This is a genomic window from Bacillus sp. CCB-MMP212 (assembly GCF_022748145.1).
GTDB classification, from domain to species: Bacteria; Bacillota; Bacilli; order Bacillales; family Bacillaceae_G; genus Bacillus_A; species Bacillus_A cereus.
Map to the genome: position 1 here is coordinate 461,086 of NZ_JALDQE010000005.1, position 18,110 is coordinate 479,195.

Below are 18,110 nucleotides of genomic sequence, written 5' to 3' on the forward strand. Positions count from 1 at the left end.
GTATAGTATGTATTATATAATTCAATATATTTCCTTGGATAGAATAACTTTCTAGTTTGAAGACGATTTTACTATTGTCATATAAAAGAGTTATGTCAGTGGATGATTAGCACAAAGAGAAATGGAGTGAATTGATGAGCAGACGTTTTGCATTAACATATGAAAATAAGATTTTGAGAAAGATAATAATTACCGTAAGTATTGTCATACTCGTTTTCATTGCAACAGGGTGTGATTCTGTCCAAAATGAGGCAAAGGATGTAACGGATATTCCACTTAACAGCAAACTAGATTCCCTTATTTCAGAAAGTATCATTGCCTGGAATCAAGACAAATTAAATCATACAGAAAAACAATTTGAGACGCATGTAATCTATGGAACTGAGATGAAGGATGAAAAAATGTATGTCTACCTCCATTCCCTCATGCAAGGATATAACCGCGAAACACAGACAGTTCCTCAAGCAGGACATTTACTTCCAGTCCGTGTAACAGTCACAAAAAATGGGGATGATTACATCATTGAAGATTACCGTGAACCAGGAGATGGTGCTGAAAATGAACCTACTTTGCGCAACATGTTCCCGAATAAGTATGCGGATCAAGCACTTGCTATATCAATTAAAATAATACAATCATTAGAATCTCGTATGCAAGAATCCGTTTCTAAGTGGCTGGAAGAAACAAATAATGAGAGACAAGAAAGATAACAAATATACTATTTATAATTGAATACAAAACAAAAAAGGAGAGAAATAATCACTCCTTTTTCTACTTTATACCTAGCATTATTTGTTATATCCACCAAGTTGCTGTTCTGCCATAGCAACGAGACGTTTTGTGATTTCTCCACCTACAGAGCCGTTCGCTCTTGCAGTTGAATCCGCACCTAATTGTACGCCGAATTCTTGTGCAATTTCATATTTCATTTGATCCAGTGCGCTTTCTGCACCTGCAACCACTAAAGAGTTGTTACGATTGTTTGCCATCACATATCACCTCCTGTACGTTTAATATGCTACGAAACAAAGAAAATATTATTGGTAAATAAATCCATTTATAACGTGTACTTTTCAACCATTTTACTTTCCCATTACAATTTCAGCATAATAACAGTACCAGTTTTCTTTATTTGCATGAGTTTACAGAATGTGAAATATGATTATGAAGAGTTTTATTTTACAAAAAAATTTATCGATGTAGTTGTATTGCAAGTTCTTCTAAAATATTGACAGATAATATGCCGTGTGTTAAATTCAAAATATTTAAATATTAAGGAGACGAGTGACAGATGTCAGTTAATAAGATAGAAGAATATTGGTATATGTACTCTAAAGAAAATGAGTTAAACATGAGTGTTCCAGATGCATGGATGTTTGGAGATGGTTCCAAAGAAATGGGAGATGAATTAGGAAGTTTAGTAGTTAAAGGAATCAAAACAGGAACATGCGCTGCACATTGTGTTTATGAGCTTGAAGGGGAAGAAATTCAAAAAGTTGGTCAGTACGATATTGTATTGGATGGAGACAATAATCCATTAGCAATTATAAAATATACAAAGATCGATTTACTAAAAATGAATGAAGTAACAAGTAATTTTGCAAGATCTGAGGGTGAAGGAGATTTAAGCTATGATTATTGGTATAGTGAGCACGTTAAATTTTTCACTTGGGAATTAAGTCGGTATGGACTTACTTTTACTCCAGACTTAATGCTCGTTTGTCAAACGTTTAAAGTAATGGATGTCTATAAAGATTAAACATGAATGAAAATCAAACATGTTTAATCTTTATATTATGTTTTTAAGCATTTCGTCATGTAAAAAAACAAAATCCCCTTAATACAGGGGTTTTGTAATCTATACTGTTCGTAATCCTTAGTAAACCGTTGATACTGTTTGGATAGTTCATACTCAATTTCATCGTACGCCATTGTACCTGCTAATTCTTTACGTGTCTGTTCTTCAATATATCGAGATACTATAATCAATCCCATCATCTTAACGCCTCACTATTTGGTTCAAAACTAGAGCCATTCGCGGATAAAGCAGAACAATATGCCATACTTATCCTTTATTGTTCCTTTATACCTTTAGTAATTGTGTATCGGTAAGGCTTATCGCCTTCTCATACAACTTTGGATGAAGTGAATAGCTGAAAATAAAAGGAACTCTCAGAATAGAGTTTTTAATCAAGTGCGTACCTTTTATTACTTACTATTTAGCCTACGTACATATTACATAGTGTATTTTATCATCCAATAAATTGGATTAAAACCTGGTTAAACTTTTCCCGCTCTTCCCAGAATGTACCGTGACCACTGAATTGAAAAGGTACAAGTTGTGCATTTCCCAATAATTTTTGCGTCTCTTCTCCTTTAGTAAATGGAACAATTTTATCGTGAATACCGTGAATAATTAGCGTCTGTACATTTATTTTACCAAGATCGCTATACACATTTTCATCTCTCAATGTTCTCATAATCGCAGCTGTCGACCAACTAGCCGCTTCCAATCCTAACTGTAGAAACCATTCGGAAAATGGTCCAGTGATTTTCTGAAAGAAAAATTGATTTGTTACACCCTGCAACATATTAGGGCGATCATTCAGTGTGTCTGTAATGAACTTATTCGCAATCTCTTTTTCCACACTAGTCGGAGATGCAGCACCAATTAGGACTAATTTGGATACTCCAAATCCTTGATAACGAGCCATATAACGAATTGAAATTGCACCACCTGTGGAGTGTCCTGCTAGTGTGACATCTTTAAGCTGTAACGCTTTAATTACTACTGCTATATCATCTGCCAATCTATCAAAATTGTATCCACTATATGGTTTGTCTGAATTGCCGTACCCCCTCCAATCAATGCCTATACATCGATATCCCATTGCTGGAAGTACATTGTACTGATATTCGAATTGCTTATGGTTTAATGGCCAACCATGTATAAAAAGTATTGTTTTCTTACCTTTCGGATTTATATCTTCTACAAAAATTCTTACATCAGATTCAACAGGTATTAAGTATCCCATGCAGACTCCCCCATGTAATAAAGATTGCCTCTACAATAAGATATTCAGCTTAAGTGAATCTATGCTGTTTCAAGTCTACTCTAAATTGCCCTAAGGAACAGTTCGACTACAAATAATGATTCATGAAATTCGCGTTACATATACAATCGCAACAGTTGTGTTAGAGAGAGATCCTACTTTCAATTCCTTCATTTGTAAATAAGGTGTTGAAAGTTTTCTACGTACTAAATTTAAATTTACATCTAAATCTTGGACAAATGCGATTTGCGGACCCACAATATTGTATTCAATTTCTGCTTTTGAAATATCTCTTTTTTCTTTCTTTGACACATTTACTAACAAACAATTTAATTTATCTGTATTGAACTGAATAAGTATATAGCCATTTAAAATACTATCCTGAATATCTTCCATTTGATTTGTTATTTTTGAATTCTCAAAGGGTAATACAGACTGAATATCTTGTAACGAATCGAAGCTCTTCTCTTTTATATAAGTCAAAACCTCTTCATGAAATATATTTACATCGATTAATGTTCTAAAATATGAAATGACTATAGCGGAATTATTAGAAGCAATTTCCAACGTTATAAAATCTTTAGATTTTTTAGTAATTTCATTAAATCCTGCAAAGATTCTATAGAGTAAACAGATATTCTTTCATGTGGTTTCAATTGATAATACCCTTCCTTTCAGAAAGAAACTATATATAGTTTTCAGGAAATTACTATTTTTAAAATTAGGGATGGTGATATATAAATATACTTATTGAATTAATAATAAAGCCTTTGAAAATAACTTAACCAAAATTAGTTAAAAAATGTATTACAAGTAAAAATTTGAAATGTCTCCAAGAAAAATTACAAATATTAAAAACATCCTTTCTTTTGGTTCTAAAGAAAGGATGTTTTTATAACAGGCTTTTTCAAGTGTCTATTCTATAGGGTACATTTACCAGTGTTCTTCTCTTTATTATTTCATTAAGTAACATTGGCATTACATTCTGTATGGTTTCTTAAAAAATTTCAGTAAGAGAATATCTTAATTTTGAAGTGTACAAATAGGGAGAGTGACTTCAACTGTAGTCCCCTTATTCATTTCACTCTTAATAAATATCTTTCCCTGATGTGTTTCAATGATTTTATAACAGATCATTAATCCTAAGCCAATCCCCTCTTCTTTAATACTATAAAAAGGTTCTCCGAGGTATGGTATACGTTCTTTTGGAATCCCACACCCTTGATCGATAAAACGAATGCTTACTTGATTATTATCAAGTATATTTATTTGAATCAGAATTTCCCCTCCCATCGGCATAGATTCAATTGCATTTTTTAATATATTAACAAATACTTGTTTTAATTGATTTCCTTCACATGAAATCAATGGAATACCAGGGTTAAGATCGATTCTAAATTTTATATTATGCATCATTGCTTGAGGTTGTAGTAGCATTAAAACTTGATCCATTAGCACACTAATGTTATTAGGTTGCATTTTTACTACCTGTGGTTTGGCTACCGCCATAAATTCAGTTGTTATGCTCTCTATACGCTCAATCTCTGATGATACTATATTAATATAACCCTGATTATTCTCATTTTCCGTTGATTTTAGTAATTGCATGAACCCTTTCATTGCAGTTAATGGATTATTAATCTCATGAGCCATTACAGTCGCTAATTGTCCTACAACAGCAAGTTTTTCAGATTTTCGTAATAATTCTTCTGTTTTTAGCCGTTCAGTGATATCACGAGAAATACTTAGAAAAACTTTTTTACCATTTAAGTTAAAAACACGAACACTAAACTCAGTTGTTATTACTTTTCCTGTTGGAAAAACATATTCATCTTGCAAAGTGAAGAAAGTTTGTCCTTTTTTAATTTTTTCTAATAACCTTACGATTATTTGAGAATCTTGTGGTACTATATTTGAAAATGATAATGAGAGCAACTCTTCTCTACTATATCCAAATCTTCTACACCCAACAGGGTTTACCTCAATAAATCGACTTGGAGCATTATCTTCATTCAGCTCTACTACATATACCGCATCAGTTGCTTGTTCGATTAGTGCACGGTACTTCATTTCACTATCTCTTAATTGCTGGTGTAATCGATGCCGTTCTCTTTCTGCTTGTTTTCTTTCAGAGATGTCTCTACATATTGCTGATAAAGCTATCACATTTCCTCTTACATCTAGTATAGGAGACACTGTCAGACTGATATCAAGAAGACTCCCATCACTCCGTTGTCTAACAGTTTCTAATCTAGTAACCACCGGTTTTCCTGTTAGAATTTTCTGAATATTTTCGAGCGATTCTTCCATTAAAAAATCTGGTACACAAGGTAATCTCTTACCTATGATTTCTTGTGATGACCACCCAAATATCTTTTCATAAGCTTTATTGGCTTGTAAAATATGCCCTTCTCGATCAGAAATGGTAATAGCATCTAGATTGTGCTTTATAAATGATTCTAATAATTCTTTGGTAGCGCTTAATTCTGATTCTACCTTTTTCCTTTCGGTTATATCAACTGTAGAACCAACAACTTCAATAACTTGTCCATTTCTTTTAATCGGCCTAAGCGCAATAAGAATAATAGTTTTATCATTTGGCCAAGGTAATTCAAATATAATTTCTTTTCCTTCCCATGCCTTAAGATAGTACTTCATCAATTGTGGAACTAAATGTGGAGGAACAATAGAAGCATCAATAGTACGTAAGCTTTTTCCTACCACCTGTTCAGAATAAAATCCGTTTTGATAATAAAACTGTCCATCACATAAAGTGTGTATAAAGTGCTTACCCACTTTTTTAAATTTAAAAATTCCTCCTTGAAGCTCATGTACGGTATCTGTAAGTTCTTGCTTCGATTTTTTTAATTCTCGATTCATTTTAGATAAGTCCCGTGTTAAATAATACAATCTCTGGTAGGCTTCCATAAGAAATAGCCCAATTAAAAGTCCTAACGCTATATATAATAAGCCTCCTGTGTAAAGTAATGTAATATTAAATAATACGCCAACTAACCACTTTATTCCAATAAAAACAGAAAAATATAAAGATGCACTTTTAAAAGGATGTAGTTTTTTAAAATAAGTTTTAAAATTAGAAAATAGAATTCCCATACATAAATAAGCAATCACAGGAGGTTCCCAATACCCTCCAATGTAAAAGATACGCATTAAAATTATGCTAATTAACGTAATCCAACCAGCAATACGGCCAAAGTAAATAAAAGATAGAATAAGAGGAACAATTCGAAGATCGTAGGAAAATCCCATGTATGGAAAAGAAAAGAACATTAACGTAACTGCAATAATCCCTCCATAGAGCTTTTCGAAATATCGACTAGAATTAATTGTAAACACTTGAATAAATATTGCTGCGCTAACTAATAAAGAAAAAATAGAAAGATTGATGAAATAATCTTTAATAATCATGTAATGTCCCTCCTTGCATTAAGTGTATTCGACAAAAAAACTAAAAATCCTACAAATAGTATAAACAGTTCAAATGCATAAAATTTAAACTAGGATAAAATCTAGAAAAGAAAATAAGGCGAACAGCAGATGAGATATTTTAATGAAAAATAGTTCAAAAAAGATAATAGTAACCGTTGACTACTATTATCTTTTTTCTTTAAGTTATCGTAATATGTCTGAAACTCTAAGGGATGTGGTATGTCATTTCATCGAACAATGATTATATGCCGAGTCATAAATATAGAAATTTCAGCCGTAATTTTTAAAAAATAACACAAAAAACAAATCTATCTTTGAAAATGGAAAAAACCTATATAAATGTCAACTAATCTATGTACAAAAACGTTCACTTAATTTTGCATAAAATTACTCCACTTAGGAAGCGAAGTAGTTCTTCAGGGTCGATAAGAACACCTGTAGATGCTTCAGGATAACTACATAATTGTATGCGTAATGTACTTGAAACCGTTCGGTAAAACCATACACATAATACAACTAACTCCATGGTTCAATATTTACTTTTTCGTTGAACAAATTCTTTTTCTTGAGCAAAGTATTCTAGGATTTAAGGAGATTTTCAAATTAACTTGATGTCTAGTTTATTGTCCAGCTTTAATTACTTCGTTACTTTTCAGATTCAGTTCATTATATTTTGTACTTTGTCTTTATATACAACATATTCTTTACCATCCACTACTGCTACTACCGCAAATTCATCATTTGGATTGAATGAAAGCCAATCAGCCCACATGTTAGTATTAGCCCCTCCACTCCACATATTATGAACAGTGTTTTTAGTTAAATTCATAACTTTATAAGACACATTTGGCGCATTTGTTCCAGTCTTTATTTCAAAAGTGTATGCGTTATGAATTTTTTTATAAAAGTAGAAAACGTTTGATGGACGAAGCTGATTCAAAAAATCCTGTTCTTTTTTCTCTGCAATTTTTATCCCTTCTTGCAAAGTGACAACATCTGTTTTTAATGTTTTCCAACTGTTTTTCGCTGCATTCAAGCTAGGGGTTAAGAATTTATATTTATTTTGATCAGCTTTTTGATCAGCTTTATCAATATGTCCCAGTACACCCGAATATTGAGAATCTAAATCCTCCCATTGCGTAGACATATAAGTAAGAGCAGTGATAGCACTATCAAGCATACTATGCATATCACTAATATTATGAAATGCAACTCCAACTACACGATTCAATGTTATTTTATAATCTACAGTCTGACGCAATTTTGCTAATTCAGGTTCTAGCCAACCTAACTTACCTCTTGCATCACCTATCATGATGCCACCAGCAATCAAGGTTGGAATAAAGGGGATTTTCACCATGTCTAATCCCTTAGATTCTATGTCTTTCTGATATTTTACTTGTCCTAAAAGGTCCTCTAGACGCTTTTGGTCAGCCTCCACATCAGCACCTTGGTTTTTTAAAATCGATTGCAATGTCTCTTTATGACTTCCAAATGTTCTAACATCTTCTCCAATAGCATTTTTTAATTGAATTAATTCTTCTATTAATGCTTTTGCAGACTTTTGATTTTGTTGAATTCCCCCCTGTAAATCTGTAATCCCTTTTTTTAAAGTATCTCCATTTCCATTATTAATCGCCTCTACTAATGTTTCATAATAATTTTCAAATTTTGTATCGTATTCTATAATGCCTGTCAATGTATCAAAAAGCTGTTTTTTTACTTGTGTATTCCATGTAACAGCATGTGCTCTTGCATTCTTTTGATCTTGTACAATTTTACTAGGTAAATCTGCATTTCCATTAATAGTTATTCCTTCAAAACTCACATCTGGATTATTAATTAGCAAATAAGAATATTCATTCATAGCTTTTGCAAATAAACCAGCATCTTGCAAAGCTTTTTTCATCTGTTCTTCATTTGCTGAAAGAGATATATTTTCATTGTTCGTTTGTTCAATTTCAATCGCAAAAGTTTCTAGTGGTATGACTGCATAAGTAGTTGTTATAGTTAAAAACGCTGATACAGCGAGTAGTTTATTAGGGATTTTTTTCATCATTTCGTATTCCTCCTATATAAGGTATGGTTTCAAGTTCTAATCTTATTAAAAAGCGATGTCTTTCAAAATGAGTTCTACATCTTTTATCAGTATCGTTTGAACTTTCTTTAGCAGCCTTCAAATCATTAAGTATTAAAGAAAATGTATATAATCTGCTTCAAATTAACCGATTCTGTTGCAAATTTTAAAAAAGCAATTAAACTACAAGGTTATTTTTTATTCGAATCATACTTATATATAATTGAAAGGCGAAGTCTTTAATGAGACTCCGCCTTTCTGTTATATAAGGATTTATTAATTATTACTTTTCTGTTTAACAGTGTAATCATAGACTTTCTATGTTTTAGTTCACTTTACAACAGAATTAATATTTCCCTATTTTTGTGGAGTAACTGTTTCCACTTTTAATTCCTTTATTCCTTCTTTTAATGTAACGGCATCTGTTCGTAATGTTTTCCAACTATCTTTCGCTGCATTTAAATTAGGTTTTAAGAATTTAAATTTATTTTGATCCGCTTTTTGAGCTGCATTCTCAATATGCCCTAGAACGCCCGAATATTGAGAATCTAAATCATGCCACTGCGTTGACATATAAGTAAGAGCGTTAATAGCATCATCAAGTGCCTTGTGCATTTCATTAATATTACTATAAGCAACTCCAACTACACGATTTAATGTTACTTTATAATCCACGGTCTGACGTAATTCTGCTAATAAAGGCTCTAATTTACCTAAGTTGTCTCTTGCTACTCCCACTATAATACCGCCAATTATTGGTAGACCCAAAATAGCACCCTTCATTACATTAAACCCATCAGATTCTAATTGTTTATAATAGTTTACTGATCCTAATACTTCTTCTAGACGCTTTTGATCTGCATCAACATCTGCACCTTGGTTTTTTAGAATCGATTGCAAAAGATCTTTATTGCCTCCAAATGCTCTAACATCTTGTCCAATAGAGTCTCTTAATTTAGTTAATTCTTCTATTAATTGTTGTGCGTACTTTTGGTTTTGTTGAATTTCACCTCGTAAATCTGTAATTCCTTCTTTTAAAGTTTCTCCATCCCCTGTATTAATCGCCTCAACCAATGTTTCATAATAATTGTCGAACGTGGTATCATATTCAACAATACCAGTCAATGTATCTAAAAGCTGTTTTTTTACTTTCGTGTCCCAAGTAACAGCATGTGCTCTTGCATTCTTTTGATCTTGTACGATTCTACCAGGTAAATCTACATATCCATTAATAGTAATTCCTTCAAAATTTACATCAGGATTCTTAATTAACATATAAGAATAGGCATTCATAGATTTTGCAAATAATCCAGCCTTTTGCAAGGTCTCTTTCATTCTCGCTTCATTTGCAGAAAGAGCCGTATCTCCATTGTTCGTTTGTTCAATTTCACTTGCAAAAGTTGCTACTGGTGAGACTACAGAAGTTGCTGTCATAGTTAAAAGAGCCGATGCGACGATTAGTTTGTACGGGATATTTTTCATCATTTTATATTCCTCCAATATAATTTTTCATTTTCAGTTCTATTCCTGTTTAAAAGCAATGTCTTTTGAAATGAATTCTGCATCTTTATGAATATCATTCCAACTTTCTTTAGCAGCTTTTAAATCATCCGGTATTAAAGAGAATTTGTGGTCTTGCATAGAATCGATATTATCCAGTAAATCTGTATAATTTGCGCCCATTGTATTCCATTGCTTTTGAATATTTGTTAGAGACAATATCGCTTGATCTACAGTCTGGTACAGATATGCCAATGTTTCTTTCGCGTTAGTAAGCGAAAGAACTGCTTGATTAGCACGATCTGCTTTCATACTTAATTCTCCGATTTTGTTAGAAATTTCGTTATAGGAGTCCATATGCTTAGATGCCGTGACACCAGCCGCAGTTCCTAGACCGATACCAGCTGCTCCAAGAGCTGAAAGTCCACCAACAACAGCCGGTGTTGCTGTACCACCAGTTACAACAATTACAACCGCTCCTCCAATAGCTGCAATAACTAAAATAGCTGCTCCCAATCCACCACCAATTGACCATGCTAATACATCATCAAAATGTTTTTTCTGAGTAGAACGAAGTTGCTCAATTTCAGCTTGAAGTTGTGGGATCGTTGCCTGTTGACCTGCTAATATTGCAGTTAATCCACCTTTCCCATCTGGACCACCAACATTATTTTTAAAATCTGTAGAATTTTGATATAGTTTCCCTTTGAAGTCTTGTAGCATCTTAATCACATCTGTAACTTCTTTTGAATTTGTATTGATTGTAGTAATTAAATCATTTATACCCTCTTTTAGACCTGCCTTATCTTTCTTTTGTACAGTTTCTACTAATGTGTCGTAATAATTTTGAAATTGTTCATCGTAATTTACAATATTACGAGCAGTTTTTTGAATCTGTGGCTTCGCTGTATCTAACCAGTAATTCGCATTGATTCGTGATAGCTCTTGATTAAGGTGAATATTTTTGAGCAACTCTCCCCCCTCTGAGCCTAAATCAATATTAGATAAATTTACATTTGGTTGCTTAATCATTGTTTTTGCGTATAAATCCATTACTAGAATATGAGATCCTGTTTCAGCTAATGCTTTCTTCAGTCCTTCGGGGCCTAATGCATAATTGCCTACTTTTTGTTCTTGAGCGGTCGTTTCTTGTGCAAATGCATGAATAGTGTTACCGGTAGTAGCAGTTATAACAGTTGCTAATGTAGCTAAAGTTAGTACTTTGAATGGAAATTTTTTCATGACTATTCTCCTTCTTTCGCTAAATGCTTATAATCTTTATGAATTCCGAAAAAACGCAATATTAAAATTTATATACTTGTTCTTCAAGGTAACTTATTACATTTTTTAATTGTCTTAATGTATCTTTTTGAGACTGCTCGCTAGTTGTATCAACATTAGTAGATAATTTTGTAATGCTATTTTTTATTAGATTTAAATCTTCTTTATAGCGCTTTAGTAGATCAAGTTCTACATCTACTTGATTTGCAAACGTATGCAAATCATTTTGTGTAAGAAGAAGCATTGATTTTTGTAAATCAGCTATTGATAGTTTCGTTGTTAAATCATATATTTTTTGATTTTGTTTCTCTAAATCATCTAAATATGCTCGCTGTTCTGCTGTTAATTTATTTACTTCAGCAAAAACGCCAAATGTTTTCTTAATCTTTTCGGTATCAATGACCTTCATCAGGTCATACTCTTGTGTTTTTGCTGCGGCTGCGGCTGCTATTTCACCTTGTTTGCTTTTCTCAATTGCTTCACGAGCTGCTTTTTTTGCTGATTCAATCTCTAGAGCAGTTTTACCTTGCTCTGTTGCTTCTTGCACTGCTTTTTTCTCTGCTTCTAGAATAGAGTTGTTAATTTCTTTTCCTTTGTTATACGCTGCCACCCCTGCTTGAGCAGCTGGTTCAATAATTTCTTTTGAAAGACTATAAACTTCTTTGAATATAGCAAATCCCTGTTCATTTAAAGCCCCTGGTATTAAGGCAATTTGCTGTAAATCATTTTGAATTGCTTTTTTGGTATTTAATATTTCATTTTTTAACTGGTCTATTTTTCCTGTTCCATCTGTACTTAGTATGCCTTGAGCAGTTGCCACATTGGTATCAAAATCTTTTAATTTTTTATCAAGCTGTAATTTAAGATCTGTTAATTCATTGATTTGCCGTTGCGTATTTTCTTGATTCGTCATAGCCATTTCTTGAAGTACTTCAAGTCTATCCGAAAACCCTTCTCTATCTTCTTTATTGTCTACAAACGATTTTAATGTCGGGTAATAGCTATTAAATTTTGTTACAAATCCTTTACTTTTTGAATTTAATAGAATTAACTGTGGATAGAGTTCCGATGACCATTCCTTCATATCTTGTTTGATTAGGAATTGATTTGTATTTAAAGCTGTGACTTCCTCTAACTGTACATTAGGACTCATTAAAGATTGATCAATATACGTTTGGATTAATTTAGATTGCGCACCTAATTTTCGTAATGAAGAGGAAATATCCATGCCTTCCTGTTGAGTTTCCGCTTGAACGATTGGTGTTGCGAGAGTATTGATAGGAATATTTCCTCCAGTTACAATGGATGTGACTAATAATCCTGTAATTATTTTAGTTTTCATTCCGTACACTCCTTTACCATTGTTTTTATAACTTAATTCATATAACTTGTATGACCTCTCTCGTTGTAAACTGATTAAGAAGGAGAAATCTTTCAGATAGGATAATATCGTTATTTTTTACTTCTAATAGAATGTAAGGATTTTACTTACCTCTCACTTCGATACTCTATTTTTTCAAATATAAATAACAAAAATTTATTAACTATATTTGAATCAAGCACCCTATGAATAGTAAATGTGTAATTCTTCCCTAGAATTGCGGTTTAACTTACAGAACCGCGAGAATCAATAAACCAATGCTTACAGTTAATCTTGCCATAACATTGTTTAATTTAAATTTAATAATATTACTCTTAGTTTTATCAGCAAACTCCTTACTAGACTACAAAAGGTAAAATTATACTGTACATCGCTTATACTTTTATTGCGGAATAACTTCACTTTTGTTATGCAGAAACTTAGAACACGTTTATTACAAATTTGATTCTTGACCTCTTGTGAATAAATTTACTATTTAGAATATTATTAACGACATAATGTTACTTACAACTTCACTATAATTCCTATTAGCGTAACCTTCTCCTTTCTATCTGGTCATACCAGTTATGTTGTTCATTAAAACATTAAATTTTTAATGCGTAAATAGAAAAATTTTGTCGATTAAGCTCGATAATTTACTGTTAAATAAAAATATGCCCCGGAAAAAATTATATAAATATAGTTATTCATAAATTTCATTTCTGTAATTGTAATGATTACAAATTAATGTGTATACGGTTAAAAATAACTATTTTCGCTCAACCAAGAAATTTTATTTTAGAAAAAATACTTATAGAATAATATAATAGGTCTTTTTATACTTTTTTACCTTTATTTAGTTATGTATAATTGCATAAAATGTAGATATATTTAGTAATATATGTTATATTGTTGATCTTTTTACAAAAACATCCTAATATCATTATTAATAAATATATAATATGAAGATATTAGTCTATAAACTTATCTTCGTTATAAACGTAGGTTTTAAATGACAAAAAAGCTACAAAGTTTCCTTGGAGCACTTTGCAGCCTTCTATCTTTTTGTTTCCTTTAGCAAAATAATGGTTAGTGAATTTTCATTTTTTGGGATACTTATACCCATGTTTAAGTCTTTACATTGGAGACAGCAGATAACAAGCTTATATTACTGTATATTTTTCACGGTACTGCCTGGGAGTCATGCTAGTGATTTTTTTGAAAACTCTTATAAAATAACTTTGGTCATTAAAGTTAAGCCACGCACAGATATCTGATAACGAATAAGTAGTGAGTGTTAATAATTTTTTTGCTTCTTCCACTCGTTCCCTTTGAATATATTCGCTTAAAGTAATTCCCATTTCTTTTTTAAATAGTTTAGACAGATAAGTAGGCGTAATTTCTAAATGATTAGCAAGTTCATTCAGAGATATTCCATCGTAAACATTTTTATTAATATGTTTTATACATGTAGTAACCGCGTAAGAATACTTTTTTGCATTGTATTCTTTCACACGATCTGCAAAAGTACGTAAAGCATCCCCTGACAATCGCTTTACAGATTCTACATTATCTAATTGTTCCAGGGTTTGTATATATAAAATACTATGAGCAAAAGCAATATCTGGTGGCAGGTTTCCTTCTATTGCATATCGAGTGGCTAAGGTAATCGCAATAATTCCAAGGTTTTTTTGATTCCTGAGCGGATCCTCTATTAGCATAAGTTCAACATCTTCTTGCGAAACCGCATACATATACTGTATTAACTTTTTTTTATTGCCTTCTTTAATAGTCGAAAAGAAATCATTTACTAATGCCATATTGTGCGTTTTAGGTTTGTTTTGTCGGCGTTTTAAAATATATAAATCAGGTTTCACATTTTTATTAGGAATTTCCTCTAGTACTTTATTTTTTTCCAAGACAATATCTACATCTAACTTTTCATTGAAAATCATGTAATGTAATAAAATTCCCATATCAATTAATGTAGTTTTTTTAATCTCAGATAAACACTGATAATAGGCAAGTCTTTCTTGAATGTTATCATTTGATTTAAATTCTTTCTGAAATTTTATGATCATATCATCTGAATCTTTTGGATGTATAGTAGGACCGATTATAATAGTCCCTTTAATATCATCATGATTTTCTATATGAATTAGAACAAAATCTTCAAGATAGTTGTTACTTCGAAAAAGTGGCAAGTTAAAGGGATCGTTTTCTTGATAAATATCACTAAGATGTTCTTCTTTTGAAGAATAAAAAGGACTACAAACATTATCAGATGTAGAATGATATAAAATTTTTCTGTCTGCAGATAAAATATGTACAGGGGCATTAAATGCTTTATGTGCAAGATCACACAAGTGTTGTATATCGATAGAAGTATTCATTACATTCTCCTTTATAGATCCATAAAATATATTCTGTTAGATATAATTCACGACAAATAATACTATAAAATATCAAATTAGTACAATTCACAACAAAATATTACTATATCTTTTTTATAAAAATCATATATTATTTAATTGTAGTTAGCATCTAAACATCAGAGTAGATAAGTAAATGAAATAAGTTAAGTTCTTTTCTTAATTCTACAAGATATAATTATTGAACTTGAGAAAACAGTGAAGTACTACAAAATACAGTGGTAGTCAATGCGAGGACCAAGCTGGAAAAAGATTTAAAATACAGCGAAAGTAACAGGAGATACTGTACCACCGCAAGAAACAACAGTCAAAGTTCCAATTCAATCACTTATACAAATTGAATTCAAAAAAATAAATACTGTTAATTTAAATATGAAACTGAAAAACTATTTTGCTCCAAATTTTAAAAAAAGATAATAAAGAAGTTGTGAAATTGGAAACAGATGAAAGCGATACGGTTATTTTTGAAGCACTATGCTTTGAAAAGTACAAGGTGGAGGAAATTCAAGTACTCAACTAAACATAAAAAAACGAATGGAATATTCAAAAAAATGACACTATATTACTGGTCGCAACATTAGTTTTACTTTCCACAAAAGAGGAAAATATATAGACTTTACAAATACTAAAAATAGCAAATTAGATAGTTTTATTACCTCATCACATAAAGTGAAACTTTAATCAGTGGGGGTTTTGTTCATCCCCACTGATTATTAGCCCACACCAATCGGGCTTTTACGGACAGTTGATCCCCCACCTAACTTCTTTGCTTCCGCTGAATTTTGAGGTGGGGGTCTTACTGCCCAGCAAACAGCGAGATAAACTTATTATTAATTTCCAAATACAATAGTTGTTAATCAACAAAAAACTTCAATAACCAAGGTGCACAGTAAATTGACCTCAAAACAATAATTACTACAATATCAGGTTTTGCTTATTCTATAAAAAAGAAATATCACTTAAAAACTATTCCTTTATATCGATTTAGACATAAAACATTTTATTATATCGGCTTAAGTATTATGGAATTTAAATTGCGAATAACACCAAAACTCTTTTAAGGGCTCATACATCGTTCTTATTGAATTAATTATCTTTCGATACCTATGTCATTAACACAACTAAAAAAGGTTATTACAAGGGAATTTGAGAGGTTTTTTTCAATTCCAAAAATTTATTTTTGTAAATTAAAGGAAAAATAATCCGTATATATATACGGATTATTTTCTTAGAGTATACAATACTTTATTTTTAAATTTCTATAACTTTAAAAAGTGATTACTACTAGAATAATAAAAACCAAAACTTTCTCAACATTAAATTGAGAAAGTTTTGGTTTTAAAGTACATAATACTTACAATTAGCATTATAAGCAAGATCCACAAATTGCATCAATTAACTCACCAGTTATCCAACGACTGTCTGATGATGAAAGAAAACCTCTAAAAACTAGTTGATAATCTTTTAGAATTTAACTTTCCTATAATACTCTTTGCTATTTCTTCAATATTTTCATTTAGAAAGAAATGACTACCTTCAAAAGAATGAAAAGTACACGTTTTACTTGTATATTGCTTCCATTTTATTACTTGATCATATGTAGTAAATTCATCATTTTTCCCATTAAATATAAGAAAATCAATATCACATGGTTGTATATTATTATCATGAATGTATGTCTCGACAATCTTAAAATCTGCTCTTAAAATAGGGAGAAAAATCTCCATTAATTCTTCTGATTGAAGTACCCCAGATGGTGTACCTCCCATTGCAATAACTTCTCTTTTAAATTGTTCATTAGGAAGATTATATCGGATATTTTTTATTTTACTATTTGGATGGTTTCTACCGGACAAAACAAGAAATTCAGGTAATTCGTTATTAGAATCCTGTATTTTCCTGGCTACTTCATAGGCAATCAAACTCCCCATGCTATGCCCGAATAGAATGTACGGCGAAGCATCTATTTGCTTAACTATACTAGTGTAGGCATCATTTACGGCCTCTTCCATACCTTGGTACAAGCTTTCTTCAATTCTATATCCTCTGCCAGCTAATTCTATCGGGACTACTTCAATATATGGATTAAAGTAATTTTTCCATTTTGCGTAGTTAAACGCAGATCCCCCAGCATGTGGAAAGCAAAAAAGTTTAGTCTTCTGCATTGATTTTCTCCTTACTTTCAAACTTGTATATAGTTTGGCAAATTGTATAAATGTCTTTAATTATTATCTCTTGCGGAAATTCATTTCTTGTTGCACAAGCAGATAACTTATAATTTGGATCAATGTTATATTGTTTAAAGTAAAAGTTTTTAGGTATATGCTTGTATGAAATTGAAGTTCGTGATTCTTTTTTTATAGAGAATGAATTTAATGGGGTATAAAGCCCTTTTCCAATCGTTTTTATATAGCTTTCTTTTAATGTCCATAAATCATAAAAATAATTAATTTGTTCATCAGAATTCATATTAGATATATCATAAAATTCTTCCGCTGAAAAAAATTCTTTTGCTAATTTAAAAGCCTCTATTTCTGAAACTTTTTCTATATCAATACCCACATTAAAATTAGCAGTAGTACAAACCACCCATTCTCCTGAATGAGACACATTAAAATGAAAGTCAGAAAAGTTTTCAACAAAAGGTTTTCCATACTCATTATATATAAATCTAATTTCTTCATTATTAATTTTATACTTTTGGCAGATTAGAGATCGGATTAGTAAATCCCCTATCAGGGTCCTATTAATGTCGCATGAATTTAATAATCGCTTCATTCGCTCTTTCTTCCCATTTGAAACCAAGTTACTAAGTTTCTTAAACAAATGACTTTCAATATTCTTTGGTATTTTCACAGCGTGAATTTGTATGATAAATCACGTCCTTTTTTAAAGAATGGCTTCATATATGAACGTTACAGAAACTCAAATTAACTTTATTAAATTGCATATACAAT

General features: G+C 31.3%; 14 protein-coding genes and 2 pseudogenes. 3 read left to right on the forward strand and 13 right to left on the reverse strand.

Annotated elements, in window-relative coordinates; all coding sequences use genetic code 11:
* Positions 1 to 134 precede the first annotated feature (134 nt).
* Positions 135 to 710, forward strand: coding sequence for a peptidase M56 (locus MRP26_RS17125; RefSeq protein ID WP_242806454.1), 576 nt, complete (start codon positions 135 to 137; stop codon positions 708 to 710).
* 78 nt (positions 711 to 788) lie between these two features.
* On the opposite strand, the gene MRP26_RS17130 is transcribed toward MRP26_RS17125, so the two are convergent.
* Positions 789 to 989 (reverse strand): alpha/beta-type small acid-soluble spore protein, encoded by a 201-nt coding sequence (locus tag MRP26_RS17130; RefSeq protein ID WP_000002881.1) that lies wholly within the window; start codon positions 987 to 989, stop codon positions 789 to 791.
* Between the two features lie 302 nt (positions 990 to 1,291).
* Between MRP26_RS17130 and MRP26_RS17135 the strand changes: the two genes are divergently transcribed.
* The gene (locus tag MRP26_RS17135) at positions 1,292 to 1,759 is read left to right on the forward strand and encodes an ASCH domain-containing protein (protein ID WP_197241700.1); all 468 of its coding nucleotides are present in this window, start codon (positions 1,292 to 1,294) and stop codon (positions 1,757 to 1,759) included.
* Positions 1,760 to 1,794: 35 nt separating this feature from the next.
* On the opposite strand, the gene MRP26_RS17140 is transcribed toward MRP26_RS17135, so the two are convergent.
* The 9 genes and pseudogenes from MRP26_RS17140 to MRP26_RS17185 all read right to left on the reverse strand — a co-directional run bounded on the left by MRP26_RS17140 (position 1,795) and on the right by MRP26_RS17185 (position 15,114).
* Positions 1,795 to 1,998 carry a hypothetical protein gene (locus MRP26_RS17140; protein ID WP_016081592.1) on the reverse strand — a complete coding sequence of 68 codons (204 nt, stop codon included), beginning with the start codon at positions 1,996 to 1,998 and terminating at the stop codon, positions 1,795 to 1,797.
* Positions 1,999 to 2,252: 254 nt separating this feature from the next.
* Entirely contained in the window at positions 2,253 to 3,035 is a 783-nt protein-coding gene (locus tag MRP26_RS17145) for an alpha/beta fold hydrolase (RefSeq protein WP_053564469.1), read from the reverse strand.
* A gap of 126 nt (positions 3,036 to 3,161) precedes the next feature.
* A pseudogene (locus tag MRP26_RS17150) lies at positions 3,162 to 3,709 on the reverse strand (spore germination protein); the annotation flags it as partial.
* Between the two features lie 367 nt (positions 3,710 to 4,076).
* On the reverse strand, positions 4,077 to 6,482 hold the full coding sequence (locus MRP26_RS17155; protein WP_242806456.1) for a PAS domain S-box protein: 2,406 nt from the start codon (positions 6,480 to 6,482) through the stop codon (positions 4,077 to 4,079).
* A gap of 679 nt (positions 6,483 to 7,161) precedes the next feature.
* Positions 7,162 to 8,562, reverse strand: coding sequence for a hemolysin BL regulatory component HblB (gene hblB / locus MRP26_RS17165; RefSeq protein ID WP_242806458.1), 1,401 nt, complete (start codon positions 8,560 to 8,562; stop codon positions 7,162 to 7,164).
* A 375-nt stretch (positions 8,563 to 8,937) separates the two neighbouring features.
* Positions 8,938 to 10,065 (reverse strand): hemolysin BL binding component B, encoded by a 1,128-nt coding sequence (gene hblA / locus MRP26_RS17170; protein ID WP_000977258.1) that lies wholly within the window; start codon positions 10,063 to 10,065, stop codon positions 8,938 to 8,940.
* 36 nt (positions 10,066 to 10,101) lie between these two features.
* Positions 10,102 to 11,322: a hemolytic enterotoxin HBL lytic component L1 gene (hblD, locus tag MRP26_RS17175; RefSeq protein WP_000714435.1), complete on the reverse strand. Its 1,221-nt coding sequence runs from the start codon at positions 11,320 to 11,322 to the stop codon at positions 10,102 to 10,104.
* Positions 11,323 to 11,383: 61 nt separating this feature from the next.
* Positions 11,384 to 12,703, reverse strand: a complete 1,320-nt coding sequence (gene hblC, locus MRP26_RS17180; protein ID WP_078401515.1) for a hemolytic enterotoxin HBL lytic component L2 — start codon at positions 12,701 to 12,703, stop codon at positions 11,384 to 11,386.
* A gap of 1,181 nt (positions 12,704 to 13,884) precedes the next feature.
* Positions 13,885 to 15,114 carry a helix-turn-helix domain-containing protein gene (locus tag MRP26_RS17185; protein ID WP_242806460.1) on the reverse strand — a complete coding sequence of 410 codons (1,230 nt, stop codon included), beginning with the start codon at positions 15,112 to 15,114 and terminating at the stop codon, positions 13,885 to 13,887.
* Between the two features lie 430 nt (positions 15,115 to 15,544).
* Here MRP26_RS17185 and MRP26_RS17190 point away from each other — a divergent pair, with 430 nt between their 5' ends.
* Positions 15,545 to 15,673: a hypothetical protein gene (locus MRP26_RS17190; protein ID WP_003270913.1), complete on the forward strand. Its 129-nt coding sequence runs from the start codon at positions 15,545 to 15,547 to the stop codon at positions 15,671 to 15,673.
* A gap of 846 nt (positions 15,674 to 16,519) precedes the next feature.
* Here the strand turns inward: MRP26_RS17190 and MRP26_RS30925 are convergent.
* The 3 genes and pseudogenes from MRP26_RS30925 to MRP26_RS17200 form a co-directional block, all read right to left on the reverse strand.
* Positions 16,520 to 16,594 (reverse strand): annotated as a pseudogene (locus MRP26_RS30925) (short-chain dehydrogenase); the annotation flags it as partial.
* Position 16,595: 1 nt separating this feature from the next.
* Entirely contained in the window at positions 16,596 to 17,318 is a 723-nt protein-coding gene (locus MRP26_RS17195) for a thioesterase II family protein (RefSeq protein WP_023521954.1), read from the reverse strand.
* The gene (locus MRP26_RS17200) at positions 17,305 to 18,009 is read right to left on the reverse strand and encodes a 4'-phosphopantetheinyl transferase family protein (RefSeq protein ID WP_481747181.1); all 705 of its coding nucleotides are present in this window, start codon (positions 18,007 to 18,009) and stop codon (positions 17,305 to 17,307) included. The genes MRP26_RS17195 and MRP26_RS17200 overlap by 14 nt, the downstream gene beginning before the upstream one ends.
* Between the last annotated feature and the right edge of the window lie 101 nt (positions 18,010 to 18,110).